Consider the following 17,126-nt stretch of genomic DNA (forward strand, 5'->3'; position numbering starts at 1 on the left):
AGGAGCGGGGGCGCGTTCGTGGCGGAGACTCTGCGGGACATTCTGGACGCGGCGGCGCGGGGCGTCTTCCCGCCCGCGGACGGCGGCACCACGATCGTGCCCCAGCCCTCTCCCCGGGACGCCGGTGTCCTCGCCTTCACGGCGCACTCCGTCGTCTTCACGGACGAGGACCCGGACTGGGTACGGGCCACGCTGGCCGCCGTCGACTGCGACGGGCTCGCCGCGACCATGAACGCGCGGTTCCATGCGGCCTTCATGGAGCGTACGGGGCGTGGGACGGACACCATCGACGTGATGACCGTCGGTTCACCGCTCCCGGGCGGACCGTCCCTCGCCCTGACGGAGATCGCCGACCCCGGCCATCCCCGGGTCGTCAGTTCCCGCAGGCGGCGTGACGACGTGCGGGTGTGGGCGGCGGACGGCGGTGTGCTCGTCCTGGGGCGGGGGATCGCCGGGCGGCTGGAGGTCGCGGTGGAGGTGGCGGAGGCGGTACGCCATCGAGGGCTGGGGCGACAACTGGCGGCGGCGGCCCGGCAGCTGTCCGGGGGCGAGCCCGTGTGGGCCCAGGTGTCGGCGGGCAACGCCCGTAGCCTGCGGGCGTTCCAGGCGGCCGGTTACCGTCCGGTGGGGTCGGAGGCGCTGTTCCTCACTCGTTGACGCGGCTGCGCTCTCAGCGGTCCACCACTCGCATCTCGAACCATGTCGTCTTCCCCCGGGGCAGCAGGTCGACGCCCCAGCGGTCGGACAGCTTGTCGACCAGGTCGAGCCCCCGGCCGCTGACGTCCATCTCCTGGACCGGCATCAGACAGGGCAGCCCCCGGGACGGGTCGCGTACCTCGATGCGGATCCAGCCGGGCCGGCGGCGCATACGGAGGCCGAAGACCCGGGCGCCGGTGTGCCGTACGGCATTGCCGACGAGTTCCGAGACCAGTAAGACGGCGTCCTCGGTCACCTTCGGGGGCAGGCCCCAGTGGCGCAGAACCACCACCTGGGCGAGCCGGCGCGCGGTGGCCGCGGACTCCGGACGGGACGGCAGCGGAACCTCCGCCTTTGTCGGGTTGCCGAACAACTCGATCGCCTTGAGCGCCCGTTCGTCCTCGACCGCGGGCGACCAGCGCGCCACGGCCGCACGGCCGCGTCCCTGCGGCTGTTCGATGCCCTCGAGCCCCGCCATGCCCCCATCATGGCCGCCCGGCACGGCCTCCGGGGCCGTTCCCGAGGAATACGCCCCCCGGAACACCTCATTCCGGGCGATCCGGTCGGCATATGCCGCTGGCAGTTCGGGGCCGCTGACAGCTCCTCCGACCTGCGAAGAAGGGTCGGCTGATGGCAAAGGACCGGCTCCCTCGACAAGGCAGGCTTAAAGGTGCCTTAAGGCTTCCATAAACCGCCCCATCGAGGGAACCGGATCAGACACCGCGTCAATTGCAAATGCTTCAGAGGCGTTTCCCCAGCGAGTTCGGGAGGAACTCAGAGGAACTTCGCCTTGCCCGGCCCCTCCTCCACGAAGCTGCGCATCCCGCGCTCCCGGTCCTCCGTCGCGAACAGCCCGGCGAACCAGTTCCGTTCGACGGCGAGTCCGGTCTCGATGTCGGTCTCCAGGCCCGTGTCGACCGACTCCTTCGCCGCGCGCAGCGCGAGCGCCGGACCCTGCGCCAGCTTCGCCGCCCATGCGTGCGCCGTCTCGTAGACCTCGGCCGCCGGGACCACACGGTCCACCAGGCCCAGCGTCAGTGCCTCGTCGGCCTTGACCATCCGGCCGGTGAAGATCAGGTCCTTGGCCTTCGACGGGCCGACCAGCCGGGCCAGCCGCTGGGTGCCGCCGGCACCGGGGATCAGGCCGAGCAGGATCTCCGGCTGGCCCAGCTTGGCGTTGTCGGCGGCGATGCGGTAGTCCGCGCAGAGGGCGAGTTCGCAGCCGCCGCCGAGCGCGTAGCCGGTGACGGCGGCGACGACCGGCTTGGGGATGCGGGCGACGGCGGTGAAGGAGTCCTGCAGTGCACGGGCGCGCAGGACCATCGCGGTGTGGTCCATGGCCTGCATCTCCTTGATGTCCGCGCCGGCCGCGAACACCTTCTCGCCGCCGTACACGACCACGGCGCGCACGTCCTCGCGGCGCGCGGCCTCTTCGGCGAGTTCCTTGAGCCGGTCCTGTGTCGCGACGTCCAGCGCGTTCATGGGCGGGCGGTCGATACGGAGGGTGCCGACGCCTTCGGCGACTTCGAGATTCACGGTCATGCAGGTCAGGTTAACGGGGACTAACGGCAACCGGCCCCGGTGCCATACGTCACACCGGGGCCGTCCACCGAAGCCGTCTGCCGAAGCCGCTACGCCTTCCACTTCTCCCACGACATGTTCCAGCCGTTGAGCCCGTTGTCCGGGTCCACGGTCCGGTCGTTGGAGTTCTTGACGACGACCACGTCGCCGAGCATCGAGTTGTTGAAGAACCAGGCCGCCGGCGCACCCTTGTCCCAGCCGCCGCGCACATCCCGCAGGCCGATGCAGCCGTGGCTGGCGTTGTAGCTGCCGAAGGCGCCGCCGGCCCAGTAGTTGCCGTGCAGGAAGGTGCCGGAGGTGGTCAGGCGCAGGGCGTGCGGGACGTCCTTGATGTCGTACTCGCCGCCGTAGCCGACCGTCTCGCCGTTCATCCGGGTCACCACGTGCTTCTCGCTGATGACCATCTGGCCGTTCCAGGTCTCCATGCCCGCCTTGCCGGTGGTGACCGGGATGGTCTTGACGACCTTGCCGTCCCGCATGACCTTCATCGTGAGCTTCTTGGCGTCGACGACGGAGACCTGGTTGCGGCCGATGGTGAAGGAGACGGTCTTGGCCTGCTCGCCGTAGACGCCGGGGCGGCCCTCGACGCCGTTCAGATTGAGGTCGACGGTGACCTTGGTGCCGGCCTTCCAGTACTTCTCGGGCCGGAAGTCGAGGCGGTCGTTGCCGAACCAGTGGCCCTCGACCTCGACGGCCGGCTCGGTCTTTATCTTTATCGCCTTCTCGACGTCCTCGGGGTTGGTGATGCCCCGGGTGAAGTTCAGGGAGAAGGGCATTCCGACGCCGACCGTGGAGCCGTCCTCGGGGGTGAAGTGGCCGATGAACGTGTTCTGCGGCGTCAGGGTGGTGAAGCCGGAGTCCTCGGCGCTCTCCCGGCCGGCGGAGTCCTCGGCGACCGCGTGCACCTGGTACTTGGTGGCGGAGGCCAGGTGGGTGGACGGCGTCCAGGTGGCGCCGTCCTTGGATATCTCGCCGGCTATCTCGGTGCCCTTGGCGTCCTTGACGACGACCTCGGTCAGCTTGCCCTTGGCTGCGGTGACCTTGAGGGCACCGCTGGTGTCGACGGACTTGGCGCCGTCCTCGGGGGCTATGGTGACGGCCGCCTCGGACTGCTTGCTCTCGGTCGTGGCGGCCCCCTTGCCCTTTCCGCCACCGGACGCGGCTCCTGAGCCCGAGTCCGAGCCGCCGCACGCCGTCACGGCCAGCAGCAGCGCGCCGGCGATCAACGCCGGCAGCCGCCTGCGTCCGCGCCCCCCGCGCGCGTCAACCGAAGCCCCCGATATCGGTCGCACGTTCAAGTTGTTCTCCCCTCAACGGGCCCCGGACCGGGCCCTCGTGCGGGCCTCGTCGGACCCGCCTCCCCCGCGCGTCCCGCGCGCACGGCGCATATTAACCACATGACCAGGGGGGTCGGTGCCGCACGAGTGTCACCGTTCCGTCCCAACATCGACAACCTGTGCGACCGCCAAGCCGCCGTGCCGAAGGGTCACTTCACAGCACTGCCCGCTTTCCACGCATTCCATCCCATGTTCCAGCCGCCGAGCCCGTTGTCGGGAGCGACCACGTCGTCCTTGCTGTTGACGATCTCGACGACGTCCCCGACGAGAGTGCGGTCGAAGAACCAGCCCGCCGGCGTGTCCGAGCTGCCGCCCTTCACATCGCGCAGCCCCACACAGCCGTGGCTGACGTTGGTCCGGCCGAAGACGTCGGCCGGCGACCAGTAGTTGCCGTGCAGGAAGGTGCCGGAGTCGGTGAGCCGCATGGCGTGCGGGACGTCCGGGATGTCGTACTCGCTCTTGCCGTCGGGCTTGCGGAAGCCGACGGTGGCGCCGTTCATCCGGGTCATCTCGTGCATCTCGGTGACCACCATCTTGCCGTTGTACGTCGTCGTCTTCGGTGCCCCGGCGCTGATCGGCACCGTGCCGAGCAGCTCGCCGTCCCGGCTGACCTCCATGGTGTGTTCGGCCGCGTCGACGAGTGAGTACTGGCTGCGGCCGACGGTGAAGGTGACCGTCTTGTACTGCACGCCGTAGACGCCGGGCGCGCCCTCGACGTCCCTGAGGCGGAGCGCGACGGTGACCTGGGTGCCGGGGCTCCAGTACTTCTCGGGGCGGAAGTCGAGGCGGCCCTTGCCGAACCAGTGGGGGCGGATCTCGACGGCCGGTTTCGCGCTGACGTGGACGGCGCGTTCGACGGCGGCGCGGTTGTCGATCTCCCGGTTGAACTCCAGGGAGACGATCATGCCGGTGCCGACCGTGGCGCGGTTCTCCGGGGTGACGTACGCGATGAAGCGTTCCTCGGGGACGTACGTCGTGAAGGTGGCGTGCCGGGCCGAGCGGCGGCCGTCGGAGTCCCGGGCGACCGCATGGACCGTGTACTCGGCGGCCAGCGCGAGTTTCTTGTCGTCGGGTGTCCAGCGCCGGCCATCCGCGGAGATGCGGCCGGGCACCGGGGTCTCCTGGGCGTCCTGGGACTTGACGACGTCGACCGATTCCAGGCGCCCGCCGGGCACCCGTACGGACAGCGTCTCGTCGGGGCGGACGCCCTTGCTGCCGTCGTCCGGCGAGATGCTGATGACGTGCTCGGGCGTCGGGGGTTTGCCGAGCGTGCCGAGCCCGCTCAGGCCGCCCGAAGTGCAGCCGGCGGCTCCCGTCAGCAGTCCAGCCCATGTCAGTACGGCGGCCAGTACGGCCCTCGCGCGCCGCGCGCGCCCATGTACGTGCCTCACAAACATGCCCAACGATCGGGCCCGCCCTGGGGAAACGTGAGTGCGAGCCAAGCTCTGGGCAGAACAGTGGGGAGGACGACACGACGGGGGGATGCGGAGGGACACCGCTGCCCTTTTCGCCAGTCGTTCCATGAGCCGTGGGAGGCTGACAGGTGTCCAGCGCAGCCGAGCAGGAGGCGGTGGCGGAGCAAGGCGCCGCCGGACAGCAGGGCCCGGCCGCCGCCGTGAACGGCGTGCAGCGCAGGGTGCCCGTGTGGCCGGGTGCGCCGACGCCTCTGGGGGCCCGTTTCCGGGTCGGCCCGGACGGGGTGGCGGGCACCAACTTCGCGCTGTGGGCGGGCGGGGCGGAGGCGGTCGAGCTGTGTCTGTTCGACGAGGAGGGCGGTGAGACCACCGAGCGCCGGCACCGCCTCACCGAGCTGACGCACGAGATCTGGCACGGCTTCGTGCCGGGAGTCATGCCGGGGCAGCGGTACGGCTATCGGGTGCACGGCCGCTGGGATCCGTGGACCGGCGGCCGCTGGAACCCGGCGAAGCTGCTGCTCGACCCGTACGCGCGCGCGGTGGACGGCGACTACGCCGCGTTCGGCTTGTCACCCGAGGTGTACGGGCACGTCCGCGACTGGCCGCAGCAGCAGGTCGCGGACACCGTGCGCGACGAACGGGACTCGGCGCCGTACGTCCCCAAGGGCGTGGTGGTCCACGACGACGCGCCCGACGACGAATGGATGGACGACCGCCGCCCCAAGACGCCGTGGGCTGACTCGGTGATCTACGAACTGCACGTGCGCGGATTCACCCGACTGCACCCCGGCATCCCCGAGGAACTGCGGGGCACCTACGCGGGCCTGGCCCACCCCGCTGCCATCGAGCACCTCACGAAGCTGGGCGTCACGGCGGTCGAGTTGCTGCCCGTCCACCAGTTCGCCCACGAGGACCATCTGCTGCGCCGCGGCCTGAGGAACTACTGGGGGTACAACTCGATCGGCTATTTCGCCCCGCACGCCGCGTACGCCGCCTCCGGCACGCGCGGCCAGCAGGTCGGCGAGTTCAAGCGCATGGTGCGCGCCCTGCATTCGGCCGGCATCGAGGTCATCCTCGACGTCGTCTACAACCACACCGCGGAGGCGGGCGAGCTGGGCCCGACGCTGTCCCTGAAGGGCATCGACAACCGCGGCTACTACCGCCTGCAGTCCGACGCCCGCCGCTACGCCGACTACACCGGCTGCGGCAACACCCTGCACGTCGTCCAGCCGCACGTGCTGCGTCTGATCACGGACTCGCTGCGCTACTGGGTGGCCGAGATGGGCGTGGACGGCTTCCGGTTCGACCTGGCGGCCGCGCTGGCCCGCTCCATGCACGACGTCGACATGCTGTCGCCGTTCCTCGCGGTCATCGCGCAGGACCCCGTGCTGCGCCGGGTGAAGCTGATCGCCGAACCCTGGGACGTCGGCTCCGGCGGCTACCAGGTGGGCGCCTTCCCCCCGCTGTGGACGGAGTGGAACGACCGCTACCGCAACGCCGTACGGGACTTCTGGCGGCACGCGCTGCCGGACGTCCGGGAGATGGGCTACCGGCTGTCGGGGTCGAGCGACCTGTACGCATGGGGCGGCAGGCGGCCGTACGCCTCGGTCAACTTCATCACCGCGCACGACGGTTTCACCCTCCGGGACCTCGTGTCGTACGAGCGCAAGCACAACGAGGCGAACGGCGAGGGCAACCGGGACGGCTCGGACGACAACCGGGCGTGGAACTGCGGGGTCGAGGGCGAGACCGACGACGAGCGGATACGGGCGCTCAGGCGGCGCCAGTTGAGGAACCTGCTGACCACACTGCTGCTGTCGACCGGCGTACCGATGCTGGTCGCGGGCGACGAGCTGGGGCGGACCCAGCGCGGCAACAACAACGCGTACTGCCAGGACAACGAGATCAGCTGGCTGGACTGGGGACTGCTGGAAGACCCCGGCTGGAAGGCCCTGTTCGAGCTGACCTCCCGGCTGATCGAGCTGCGGCACCGGCATCCCGTACTGCGCCGGCGGGCGTTCTTCTCCGGACGCGCGCACTCCGCGGACGGGCTCAGGGACCTGGCCTGGTTCACCCCGCGGGGCACGGAGATGACGGAACGGGACTGGTACGCGCCCGCGGCCACGCTCGGCATGTATCTGTCCGGGCGGGACATCCCGGGGCGCGACGAGCGGGGGGCGCCGATCCTCGACGACAGCTTCCTGGCCGTGCTGCACGCCAGGGAGCGGCCGGTGAGCTTCGTACTGCCGGGGCCGCCCTGGGCGGAGTACTACGAGGTGGTCGTCGACACCTCGCGGGAGGAGCAGGGCGAGGAACCGGGCGTGGTGCACCGGGCGGGGGCGACGATCACGGTGCCGGCGCGGGCGGTGCTGTTGCTGAAGGTGGGTTGAGGCTGTTGGGCGAAGGTGGGTTGAGCGCTGTTGCCGAGGGTGGGTCGAGCCAAAACTCGGTGGGCGTTGTCAGTGGCTGTCCGTAGGCTCGCCACTGATGCCCACGACACGTGCCACCCCGACCGATGACCGCTCCAGCGTCCGCTCGCTGCTGCGCCTGTGGCCTTATGTCCGGCCGGTGCGGGCGCGGCTGTTCACCGCCGCGTTCGTCGCGATACTCGCGTCCTGCACGGGGCTGGTGATCCCGCTCGTCCTGAAGTGGCTCGTGGACGGGCCGGTCGCCGACCGGGACCCGGCGGGGGTGTGGCTCGGGGCGCTGTATCTGCTGCTGCTCGGGCTGGCCGAGGCACTGCTGTTCGGGCTGCGGCGATGGCTGGTGGCACGGCCGCTGGCGGGGGTCGAGGCGTCGATGCGGGCGGATCTGTACCGGCATCTGCAGCGGCTGCCGGTGGCGTTCCACGACCGGTGGCCCTCGGGGCAATTGCTGTCCCGGGGCACGACGGATCTGATGCTGCTGCGGATGTTCCTCGCCTTTCCGCTGACGTTCCTGCTGGTCAACGGTGTGACGATCCTGGTCGGCGTGATCATCATGCTGGCGCAGGACCTGATGCTCGGGCTGGTGATCCTGGGGCCCGCCGTGCCGGTGGTCGTCACCTGTGTGATCTTCGAGAAGCGGTATGCGAAGGTGGCTCGGCGCGCACAGGACCAGGTCGGTGATCTGACGACGGTCGTCGAGGAGGGCGTGCTCGGCATCCGGATCATCAAGGGGTTCGGCCGGCATCGCAGTCAGGCACGGGCGTTCCGGGAGCTGTCGCGGACGCTGCGGGGAACGGAACTGCACAAGGCGCGGCTGCTGGCGACGATTCTGGGCGTCATCGTGACGTTGCCGGAGGTGGCGATCGGGGCGGCGCTGGTGTTGGGGGCGGTGCAGGTTGCGGACGGGGGGTTGTCGGCGGGGACGCTGGTGGCGTTTCTGTCCACGGCGCTTGCTCTTCGGTGGCCGGTGGATTCCATTGGCTTCCTGCTGGCGATGAGTCAGGAGGCGGCGACGGCTACTGAGCGGTACTTCGAGGTGCTGGACGCGGAGCCGGAGGTTTCCGGTGAGCCCGCGTCGGTGTCGGGGGGTGGGGAGCGCAGCCCGGCGTTGCGGGGTGCCGCCCACGCCCACCCTCCCCCACTCTCGGCTTCGCTCGAGCGGGGGGACCCCCATCGCCCTGGGGGTCCCCCCTCTGGGGGAGGCACGACTGCCCGCGGCTTGGCGGGGTTGCGCTTCGACGGCGTCACCTTTCGCTACCCCGACGCCCCCACCGGCTCGCCCCCCGTGCTCGAACACATCGACCTGCACATCCGCCCCGGCGAGTCCATGGCGCTCGTCGGTGCCACCGGTAGTGGGAAGACCACGCTGACTGCGCTGGTCCCCCGGTTGCACGAGGTGACCTCCGGGCGGATCACGTTGGACGGGGTGGACATCACCGCCATGTCCCGTCAGGAGCTGCGTTCCAGGGTCGCCGTCGCCTTCGAGGAGCCCACGCTGTTCTCGGCGAGCGTCGGGGAGAACGTCCTCATGGGCGCCGCCGACGGTGCCGGAGCCGCCGAGCTGAACCGCGCCCTCGCCGTCGCGCAGGCCGAGTTCGCGCACGCGTTGCCGCAGGGCACGGACACGCAGGTCGGTGAGCAAGGCCTGAGCCTGTCGGGCGGGCAGCGGCAGCGGCTGGCGCTGGCCCGGGCGGTCGTGGGACGGCCCGACTTCCTCGTACTGGACGACCCGCTGTCCGCGCTGGACGTGCACACGGAGGCCGCCGTCGAGGCCGCGCTGCGGGACGTCCTCGCGGCCACCACCGCCCTCATCGTGGCGCACCGCCCGTCCACGGTGCTGCTCGCCGACCGGGTGGCGCTGCTGTCCGGCGGCCGGATCGCCGCCGTCGGCACGCACCACGAACTGCTGCGGAGCAACGCCGAGTACGCCCACCTGATGTCCGGGACGGACCAGACGCACCAGGAGGCAGCCCGATGACCGCGTCCGCCACCTCCACCCCGGTCGCCGACGAGCCGGAGGACTCGCGCCCCCGCACGGCCGACGACCCCTTCGACAAGGACGTCCTGCCCACCCCGCCCGGCGCCACGGCCGCCCTGCTGCGTTCCCTGCTCGCGCCGATGAAGGCCCGTGTCGCGCTGACCACGCTTCTGCTGCTGCTCCAGCAGGCGGCCGTGCAGGCGGGCCCGCTGCTGGTGGCGTACGCCATCGACAACGCCGTACCGGCGTTCCGCGACCACGACCAGGGGCCGCTGATCGCGGTGGCGGTCGGCTATCTGCTGTGCGCACTGGCCTCCGGCGGGCTGCAGTACGCGTTCGTGGCCGCCTCCGCCCGGGTCAGCCAGGATGTGCTGCTGGACCTGCGCGGCCGGATCTTCCGGCACGCCCAGGCGCTGAGCATCGACTTCCACGAGCGCTACACCTCGGGCCGGCTGATCTCCCGCTCCACCACGGACGTCGAGTCGCTGCGCGAGCTGCTGGAGGAGGGTCTCCAGGAGCTGGTGATGGTCATCCTGTCCTGTGTGTACGTCGCGGCGATCCTGCTCTGGCTGGATCTGGGGCTCGGCGCGGTGGCGGTGGCGTCGTTCGTGCCGCTGTGGGGGCTCGTACGGCTGTACCAGCGGCGGGCGCGGCGGGTGTACCGGCAGCGGTCGACCGCGATCGCCGCCGTGATCGTGAAGTTCGTGGAGACGATGAACGGCATCCGCCCGGTGCGCGCCTTCCGCCGGGAGGCCGCCAACGACGCCGAGTTCCGCGTCCTGAACCGGCGGCACGAGCGGACCAACGGGGACGCGCTGCTGGAGATGGCCCGCTATGTCGTCGGCTCGCGCATCGTGGGCAACACGGCGGTCGCGCTGATCGTGCTGTGGGGCGCCCACCGGGTGGCGGACGGCACGCTGGCGCTGGGTGTGCTGGCGGCCTCGGTGCTGTATCTGCGGCGGATGTACGACCCGATCGACCGGTTCGGCATGTTCCTGAACTCGTACCAGTCGGCGGCGGCCTCGCTGGAGAAGATCGCCGGGCTACTCGCGCAGACGCCGTCGGTGCCGGAGCCCGCCAAGCCCGTGCAGCTCCCGGCCCTCGCCTCCGAACACCCCGGCCGCGAGGTCGTCTTCGACGGCGTCCGCTTCGCCTACCGCACCGGTGGCGAGGTGCTGCCCCGCTTCGACCTCACGATCCCGGCGGGGCAGACGGTCGCGGTCGTCGGCACCACGGGCGCGGGCAAGTCGACGCTGGCCAAACTGCTCGCCCGCTTCTACGACCCCTCCGACGGCCGGGTGCTGCTCGACGGGGTCGACCTGCGCGACCTCGCGGTGCCCGAACTGCGGCGCGGGGTGGTGATGGTGACGCAGGAGGCGTTCCTGTTCTCCGGCACGGTCGCGGAGAACATCGCCATCGGCCGCCCGGACGCGAGCCGCGAGGAGATCGAGCGGGCGGCGAAGGCGATCGGCGCGCACGATTTCATCAGCGCACTGCCCGAGGGCTACGACACCGACGTCCGCAAGCGGGGCGGCCGTATCTCCGCCGGTCAGCGTCAGCTCGTCGCCTTCGCCCGGGCGTTGCTCGCCGACCCGGCGGTGCTGATCCTCGACGAGGCGACCAGCTCGCTGGACATCCCGGGAGAACGGGCGGTGCAGCGGGCCATGGCGACGGTGCTGAAGGGGCGCACCGCGGTCGTCATCGCGCACCGGCTGTCCACGGTGGAGATCGCCGACCGCGTGCTCGTCATGGAGCACGGCCGGATCGTCGAGGACGGCAGCCCGGCCGAACTCGTCGCCGGGACCGGCCGGTTCGCGGGTCTGCACCGGGCGTGGCGGGACAGTCTGACGTGAGCGCCGACGGGAACGGGGACGGGGACGGATGATCGACGCGTACGAGGATCCCGGCAGCCCCGACTGCCGCAGCGGCGGCCGGTATCTGTGGTGGCTGGTGCGCAGCCAGCCGGGCCGGTCGGTCGCCGGGGCGGTGCTGGGCTGCGTGTCGCTGGTGGCCGCGGCGGCGGTGCCGTATCTGCTGTCCCGGGCGATCGACGACGGGCTGGAGCCGGGCGACGGGGCCGCGCTGGCCGGCTGGGCCGCCGCCCTGCTGGTGGCCGGGGCGCTCACGGCCTGGCTGGACATCATGCGACACCGCATCATGACCCGGGTGCGGATGGACGCCAACTTCCGCACGGTCAAGGTCGTGGTCGGGCAGGCGGTGCGGCTGGGCTCCTCGCTGCGGCGGCAGGTCGCGGCCGGGGAGGTCGTCACGATCGGTGTGGGGGACGTGCAGACCATCAGCACGTCGCTGACCGTCGTGGGGCCGGGCGTGGGCGCGGTCGTCTCGTACGCCGTGGTCGCCGGGCTGCTGCTGGCCGTGTCGCCGCTGCTGGCGGCCGTGGTGCTGCTGGGCGTGCCGGTGATCGCCGTGCTGGTCGGGCCGCTGATGGGCCGGTTGCAGGGCGTGGAGACGGCCTACCGGGAGCGGCAGGGCGTACTGACCGCGCGCATCGGCGACCTGGCGGGCGGGCTGCGTGTGCTGGGCGGACTGGGCGGCAAGGACCTGGTCGGCGACGCCTTCCGCCGCGACTCGCAGCGGCTGCGGGCCGAGGGCTACCGGGTCGGGGCGGTGACCAGCTGGATCCAGGCGCTGGGCCTCGGGCTGCCGACGGTGTTCCTGGCCGTGGTGACCTGGCTCGCGGCGCGGATGGTGGCGCAGGGGGACATCACCGTGGGCGAGTTGGTGTCCGTGTACGGCTATGTGGCGGTGCTGGTGGTGCCGGTGGCGTACTTCCTGGAGTTCGGCAACCAGGTCAGCCGGGGGCTGGTGGCCGCGCGGCGGGTCGTACGGTTTCTGCGGCTGGAGCCCCTGGAGGACAGCGGCGTGGAGGACGCGCCGGCCGAGCCGTCCGTGCTGTACGACCCCGAGTCGGGAGTCCGGGTGATGCCGGGCCGGCTGACCGCGCTGGCCGGTGCGCGGCCCGCCGACTCGGCGACCGTCGTCGACCGGCTCGGGCGGTACGTCCCTTCGGCGGCGACCTGGGGTGACAGACGGCTCGACGAAGTCGCGTTGCCACAGGTCCGGGCGCGGATCCTGGTTGCGGACCACGAGGCCGACCTGTTCGCGGGCCCGCTGCGGGAGGTGGTGTGCGGACGCCGGGATCGGGACGACGCGGCGATCGCGCGGGCCGTGCACGCGGCCGTCGCCGACGACGTCGTGCAGGGCCTGCCGGACGGGCTGGACTCCCGGATCGACGCGCAGGGCCGCAACCTCTCCGGCGGGCAGCGGCAGCGCGTACGGCTGGTGCGGGCGCTGCTGGCCGATCCCGAGGTGCTGCTCGCCGTGGAGCCGACGTCCGCGCTGGACGCGCACACGGAGGCCGCGGTGGCGGAGCGGCTGCACGCGGCCCGGGACGGCCGTACGACCGTCGTCACCAGCACGTCCCCGCTGGTGCTCGACCACGCGGACGTCGTGTACTACCTGGTCGACGGCAAGGTCGCGGCCGGCGGCAGCCATCAGAGTCTGCTGGCCGAGGAGCCCGGGTACCGGGCGCTGGTGGCCCGTGACGCGGAGGAGACGGTGCGATGACGGCGGGACCGGGCCGGCTGCCGGTCGCGGAGCGGGCCGACGTACGGCGGGCCACGCTGGGGCTGGTCCGGGCGGACGGGCGGGCCTTCGCCGTCGCGGTCGCCCTCAACGCACTGGCCGCCGGGGCCGGGCTCGCCGGGCCGTGGCTGCTCGGCCGGATCATCGACGAGGTGCGGTCGGGGGCCGGCGTCGCAGTGGTGGACCGGCTGGCGTTCGTCATCGTGCTGTGCGCACTGGCGCAGCTGCTGCTGGCGCGCTGGGCCCGGTACGTGGGGCACCGGTTCGGCGAGCGGACGCTGGCCCGCATCCGGGAGGGCTTCGTCTCGCGGGCGCTCGCGCTGCCCTCCTCCGTCGTGGAGCGGGCCGGAACGGGCGATCTGACGGCCCGGGGCACGGCCGACGTCGCCGCCGTGGGGGCCACGTTGCGTGATGCCGGGCCCGAGCTGCTCGTCGCCTTCATCCAGGCGGCGTTCCTGCTCGGCGCGGTCTTCGTACTCGATCCGCTGCTCGGCGCCCTGTCGGCACTGTGCCTGACCCCCATCTGGTTCTCGATGCGCTGGTATCTGCGCCGGGCCCGGGACGCCTATCTCGCCGAGGGCGCGGCCACGTCGGACGTCGCCGAGATCCTCGCGGCGACCGCTGCGGGCGCCCGCACGGTCGAGGCCTTCCGGCTCGGCGAGCGGCGGACGGCCGCGAGCCGGGACGCGCTGGAGACGGCCCGCCGCACCCGGCTGCACACGCTGTTCCTGCGCTGCGCGTACTTCATCGTCGTGGACTTCGCGTACGTCGTCCCCGTGGCCGGCGTGCTGCTGCTCGGCGGCTGGCTGCACGCGCGCGGGGAGATCAGCCTGGGGTCGGTGGTGGCGGCCGCCCTGTATCTGCGGCAGTCGACCGAACCGCTCGACCAGCTCCTGGTCCGGATCGAGCAGTTGCAGAGCAGCGGCGCCTCCTTCGCCCGCGTCGAGGGCCTGGCCCGGGTGGAGCGGGCGGTCCCGGCCGACTCCCCCGACCCGGCCGACGACCGCATCGACGTCACCGGCGTGCACTACGCCTACGACCGCGGCGGCGAGGTGCTGCGCGGGGTGGACCTGACGGTGCGGCCCGGGGAGCGGCTCGCGGTCGTCGGTCCGTCCGGCGCGGGCAAGAGCACGCTGAGCAGGCTGCTGGCGGGCATCGACGCGCCGGGCGCGGGCACCGTGACGGTGGGCGGGGTGCCGGTCGCCGGTCTGGGGCCGGAGCGGCTGCGCCGCCAGGTCGTGCTGGTCACGCAGGAGCACCATGTGTTCCTGGGCACGGTCCGCGACAATCTCCTGATCGCCGAACCGGCCGCGACGGACGAGGAGTTGTGGGCCGCGCTCACCGCGGTCGGTGCCGACGGCTGGGTGCGCGAGCTGCCCGACGGTCTGGACACCGAGCTCGGTACGGCAGGCCGGCGCACCGACGGCTCACAGGCCCAGCAACTCGCCCTGGCCCGGGTCGTGCTGGCCGACCCGCACACCCTGGTCCTCGACGAGGCCACCGCCCTGCTCGACCCGACGACCGCCCGGCACACCGAGCGTGCCCTGGCCGCCGTACTGGAGGGCCGTACGGTGATCGCTATCGCGCACCGTCTGCACACCGCGCACGACGCGAACCGGGTGGCGGTGATGGAGGCCGGACGCCTGTCCGAACTCGGCACGCACGAGGAACTGGTGGCGGCGGACGGCGCGTACGCGAGGCTGTGGCGGACGTGGCACGGGGAGCCGACGCCGTAGCGCATCCACAACCCCGACAGTCCGTATACCGGACGTGAACTCCCGGACAACGAACGATTTCCGGACAAATTTTTGACGCGCTCCTGACAATAAGCGCTCCTCGGTGCCACGCTTCCCACGGCACTTCACGGCAACCCCACCGATCCGCCGCTGTGTTGTCCCCCGGCCATCCGCACCTGGTTTCGCGTTCTGCCCGGGCGGCCCACCCGCCGTCCGGATCTCCCCTGGCCACGTGATCCGCGGCCATGCAGAAGGAGTCAGTGTTGAGAAGCAGGTCCTCTCGCAGACGCACCTCCCACACCACACCCCGCAGAACCGCCGCCGTCGTCCTCGTCGGCGTCTCCGCCCTCCTCGCCGCCGCCGTGCAGTCCGGCGCCGCGACCGCCGCCCCGGGGAAGGCACCGTCGGCGTCGGCCGGGGCGAAGGCGGGCGCCCTGCCCCTGAAGCTCACCCCGGCCCAGCGCGCCGCGCTGATCCGCGAGGCCGACGCCGACAAGGCGGCCACCGCCGGCGAACTCGACCTCGGCGCCCAGGAGAAGCTCGTCGTCCGGGACGTCGTCAAGGACACCGACGGCACCCTCCACACCCGCTACGAGCGCACCTACGGCGGCATCCCCGTCCTGGGCGGCGACCTGGTCGTCCGGACGGCCGAGGACGGCCGCACCGAGGGCGTCACCAAGGCCACCCGGGCCACCATCGAGGTGCCGTCGCTCAAGCCCGCCATCGCCGCCGGCCAGGCGGAGCGGCAGGCGCTCGGCGCCGCACGCGCCGAGGACGCCAAGAGCCCCGATGCGGGCGGCGGGCCGCGCAAGGTGGTCTGGGCCGCGAGCGGCAAGCCGGCCCTCGCCTACGAGACCGTCGTCGGCGGCCTCCAGCACGACGGCACCCCGCAGGAGCTGCACGTCATCACCGACGCGACCACCGGCAAGAAGCTGTACGAGTGGGAGGCCGTCCGCAGCGGCACCGGCCACACGGTGTACAGCGGCACGGTCGACCTCACCACCACCCAGTCCGGGTCGACGTACAACCTCACCGACGGCGCCCGCGGCAACCACCGGACGTACAACCTCAACCGCGGCACCTCCGGCACCGGCACCCTCTTCTCCGGCGCCGACGACGTCTGGGGCAACAACAGCCCCTCCAACCTGGAGTCGGCCGCCGCCGACGCGCACTACGGCGCGGCACTGACCTGGGACTACTACAAGAACGTGCACGGCCGCAGCGGTATCCGCGGCGACGGAGTGGGCGCCTACTCGCGGGTCCACTACGGCAACAACTACGTCAACGCGTTCTGGTCGGACAGCTGCTTCTGCATGACGTACGGCGACGGCTCGGGCAACGCCAACCCGCTCACCTCGATCGACGTGGCCGCGCACGAGATGACGCACGGTCTCACCTCGGCGACCGCCGGTCTCAACTACAGCGGTGAGTCAGGCGGGTTGAACGAGGCCACCTCCGACATCATCGGCGCGGCCGTCGAGTTCTACGCCGCCAACTCCTCCGACGTCGGTGACTACCTCATCGGCGAGGAGATCGACATCAACGGCGACGGCACGCCGCTGCGCTACATGGACCGGCCGAGCAGGGACGGCGTGTCGAAGGACAGCTGGTACTCGGGCATCGGCTCGATCGACGTGCACTACTCCTCCGGTCCCGCGAACCACTTCTTCTACCTGCTGAGCGAGGGCAGCGGCACCAAGGTCATCAACGGCGTCAGCTACGACTCGCCGACCGCGGACGGCCTCCCGGTCACCGGCATCGGCCGGGCCAAGGCGGAACAGATCTGGTTCAAGGCGCTCACCACGAAGTTCACGTCCACGACCAACTACGCGGCCGCCCGCACCGGCACGCTGGCGGTCGCCGGCGAGCTGTACGGCACGACGAGCGCCGAGTACAAGGCAGTGCAGGACGCCTGGGCGGGCGTCGCGGTCGGGCCCCGCCCGGACGGCGGCGGCGGGGGCGGCGGTACGTCCTTCGAGAACACCGCCGACGTGTCGATTCCGGACAACGGCGCCGCGGTGACGTCCTCGATCCCCGTGACCGGGCGGACCGGCAACGCCCCGTCCAACCTCCAGGTCGCGGTCGACATCGTGCACACCTGGCGCGGTGACCTCGTGATCGACCTGCTGGCCCCGGACGGGACGGCGTACCGCCTGAAGAACTTCAGCTCCTCCGACTCGGCGGACAACGTCGCCGAGACCTACACGGTCAACGCGTCCTCCGAAACCGCCAACGGCACCTGGAAGTTGAGGGTCCAGGACCAGGCGGCCCAGGACGTCGGCACCATCAACAGCTGGAAGCTGACGTTCCCGTAGGCCTGTTCGCGGGTTCCCCGAAGACAGGGCGCCGTC

At 71.7% G+C, this 17,126-nt stretch carries 11 protein-coding genes; 7 read left to right on the plus strand and 4 right to left on the minus strand.

Going from position 1 to position 17,126, the window contains the following annotated elements:
• Positions 1–18: 18 nt before the first annotated feature.
• The gene (locus ACKTSN_RS14815) at positions 19–657 is read left to right on the plus strand and encodes a GNAT family N-acetyltransferase (protein WP_409469562.1); all 639 of its coding nucleotides are present in this window, start codon (positions 19–21) and stop codon (positions 655–657) included.
• Positions 658–670: 13 nt separating this feature from the next.
• On the opposite strand, the gene ACKTSN_RS14820 is transcribed toward ACKTSN_RS14815, so the two are convergent.
• From ACKTSN_RS14820 to ACKTSN_RS14835, 4 genes are all read right to left on the minus strand, one after another.
• Complete coding sequence (locus ACKTSN_RS14820) at positions 671–1,174, minus strand: ATP-binding protein (protein WP_409469563.1); 504 nt, start codon at positions 1,172–1,174, stop codon at positions 671–673.
• A gap of 296 nt (positions 1,175–1,470) precedes the next feature.
• Positions 1,471–2,238, minus strand: a complete 768-nt coding sequence (locus tag ACKTSN_RS14825; RefSeq protein WP_409469564.1) for an enoyl-CoA hydratase/isomerase family protein — start codon at positions 2,236–2,238, stop codon at positions 1,471–1,473.
• 89 nt (positions 2,239–2,327) lie between these two features.
• A complete protein-coding gene (locus ACKTSN_RS14830; RefSeq protein WP_409469565.1) occupies positions 2,328–3,575 on the minus strand; it encodes a L,D-transpeptidase in 1,248 nt (415 codons plus the stop codon).
• A gap of 188 nt (positions 3,576–3,763) precedes the next feature.
• Entirely contained in the window at positions 3,764–5,005 is a 1,242-nt protein-coding gene (locus tag ACKTSN_RS14835; protein ID WP_409469566.1) for a L,D-transpeptidase, read from the minus strand.
• 152 nt (positions 5,006–5,157) lie between these two features.
• Here ACKTSN_RS14835 and glgX point away from each other — a divergent pair, with 152 nt between their 5' ends.
• The 6 genes from glgX to ACKTSN_RS14865 all read left to right on the plus strand — a co-directional run bounded on the left by glgX (position 5,158) and on the right by ACKTSN_RS14865 (position 17,090).
• Complete coding sequence (gene glgX / locus ACKTSN_RS14840; protein ID WP_409469567.1) at positions 5,158–7,419, plus strand: glycogen debranching protein GlgX; 2,262 nt, start codon at positions 5,158–5,160, stop codon at positions 7,417–7,419.
• Between the two features lie 97 nt (positions 7,420–7,516).
• Positions 7,517–9,433, plus strand: a complete 1,917-nt coding sequence (locus ACKTSN_RS14845) for an ABC transporter ATP-binding protein (RefSeq protein ID WP_409469568.1) — start codon at positions 7,517–7,519, stop codon at positions 9,431–9,433.
• A complete protein-coding gene (locus ACKTSN_RS14850; protein WP_409469569.1) occupies positions 9,430–11,286 on the plus strand; it encodes an ABC transporter ATP-binding protein in 1,857 nt (618 codons plus the stop codon). The genes ACKTSN_RS14845 and ACKTSN_RS14850 overlap by 4 nt, the downstream gene beginning before the upstream one ends.
• 28 nt (positions 11,287–11,314) lie before the next feature.
• The gene (locus ACKTSN_RS14855; protein ID WP_409469570.1) at positions 11,315–13,021 is read left to right on the plus strand and encodes an ABC transporter transmembrane domain-containing protein; all 1,707 of its coding nucleotides are present in this window, start codon (positions 11,315–11,317) and stop codon (positions 13,019–13,021) included.
• Complete coding sequence (locus ACKTSN_RS14860) at positions 13,018–14,775, plus strand: ABC transporter ATP-binding protein (RefSeq protein ID WP_409469571.1); 1,758 nt, start codon at positions 13,018–13,020, stop codon at positions 14,773–14,775. The genes ACKTSN_RS14855 and ACKTSN_RS14860 overlap by 4 nt, the downstream gene beginning before the upstream one ends.
• A 263-nt stretch (positions 14,776–15,038) precedes the next feature.
• Complete coding sequence (locus tag ACKTSN_RS14865) at positions 15,039–17,090, plus strand: M4 family metallopeptidase (protein ID WP_409469572.1); 2,052 nt, start codon at positions 15,039–15,041, stop codon at positions 17,088–17,090.
• Positions 17,091–17,126: the final 36 nt, after the last annotated feature.

The sequence above is a fragment of the Streptomyces flavusporus genome (assembly GCF_046267975.1).
Taxonomy (GTDB): domain Bacteria; phylum Actinomycetota; class Actinomycetes; order Streptomycetales; family Streptomycetaceae; genus Streptomyces; species Streptomyces flavusporus.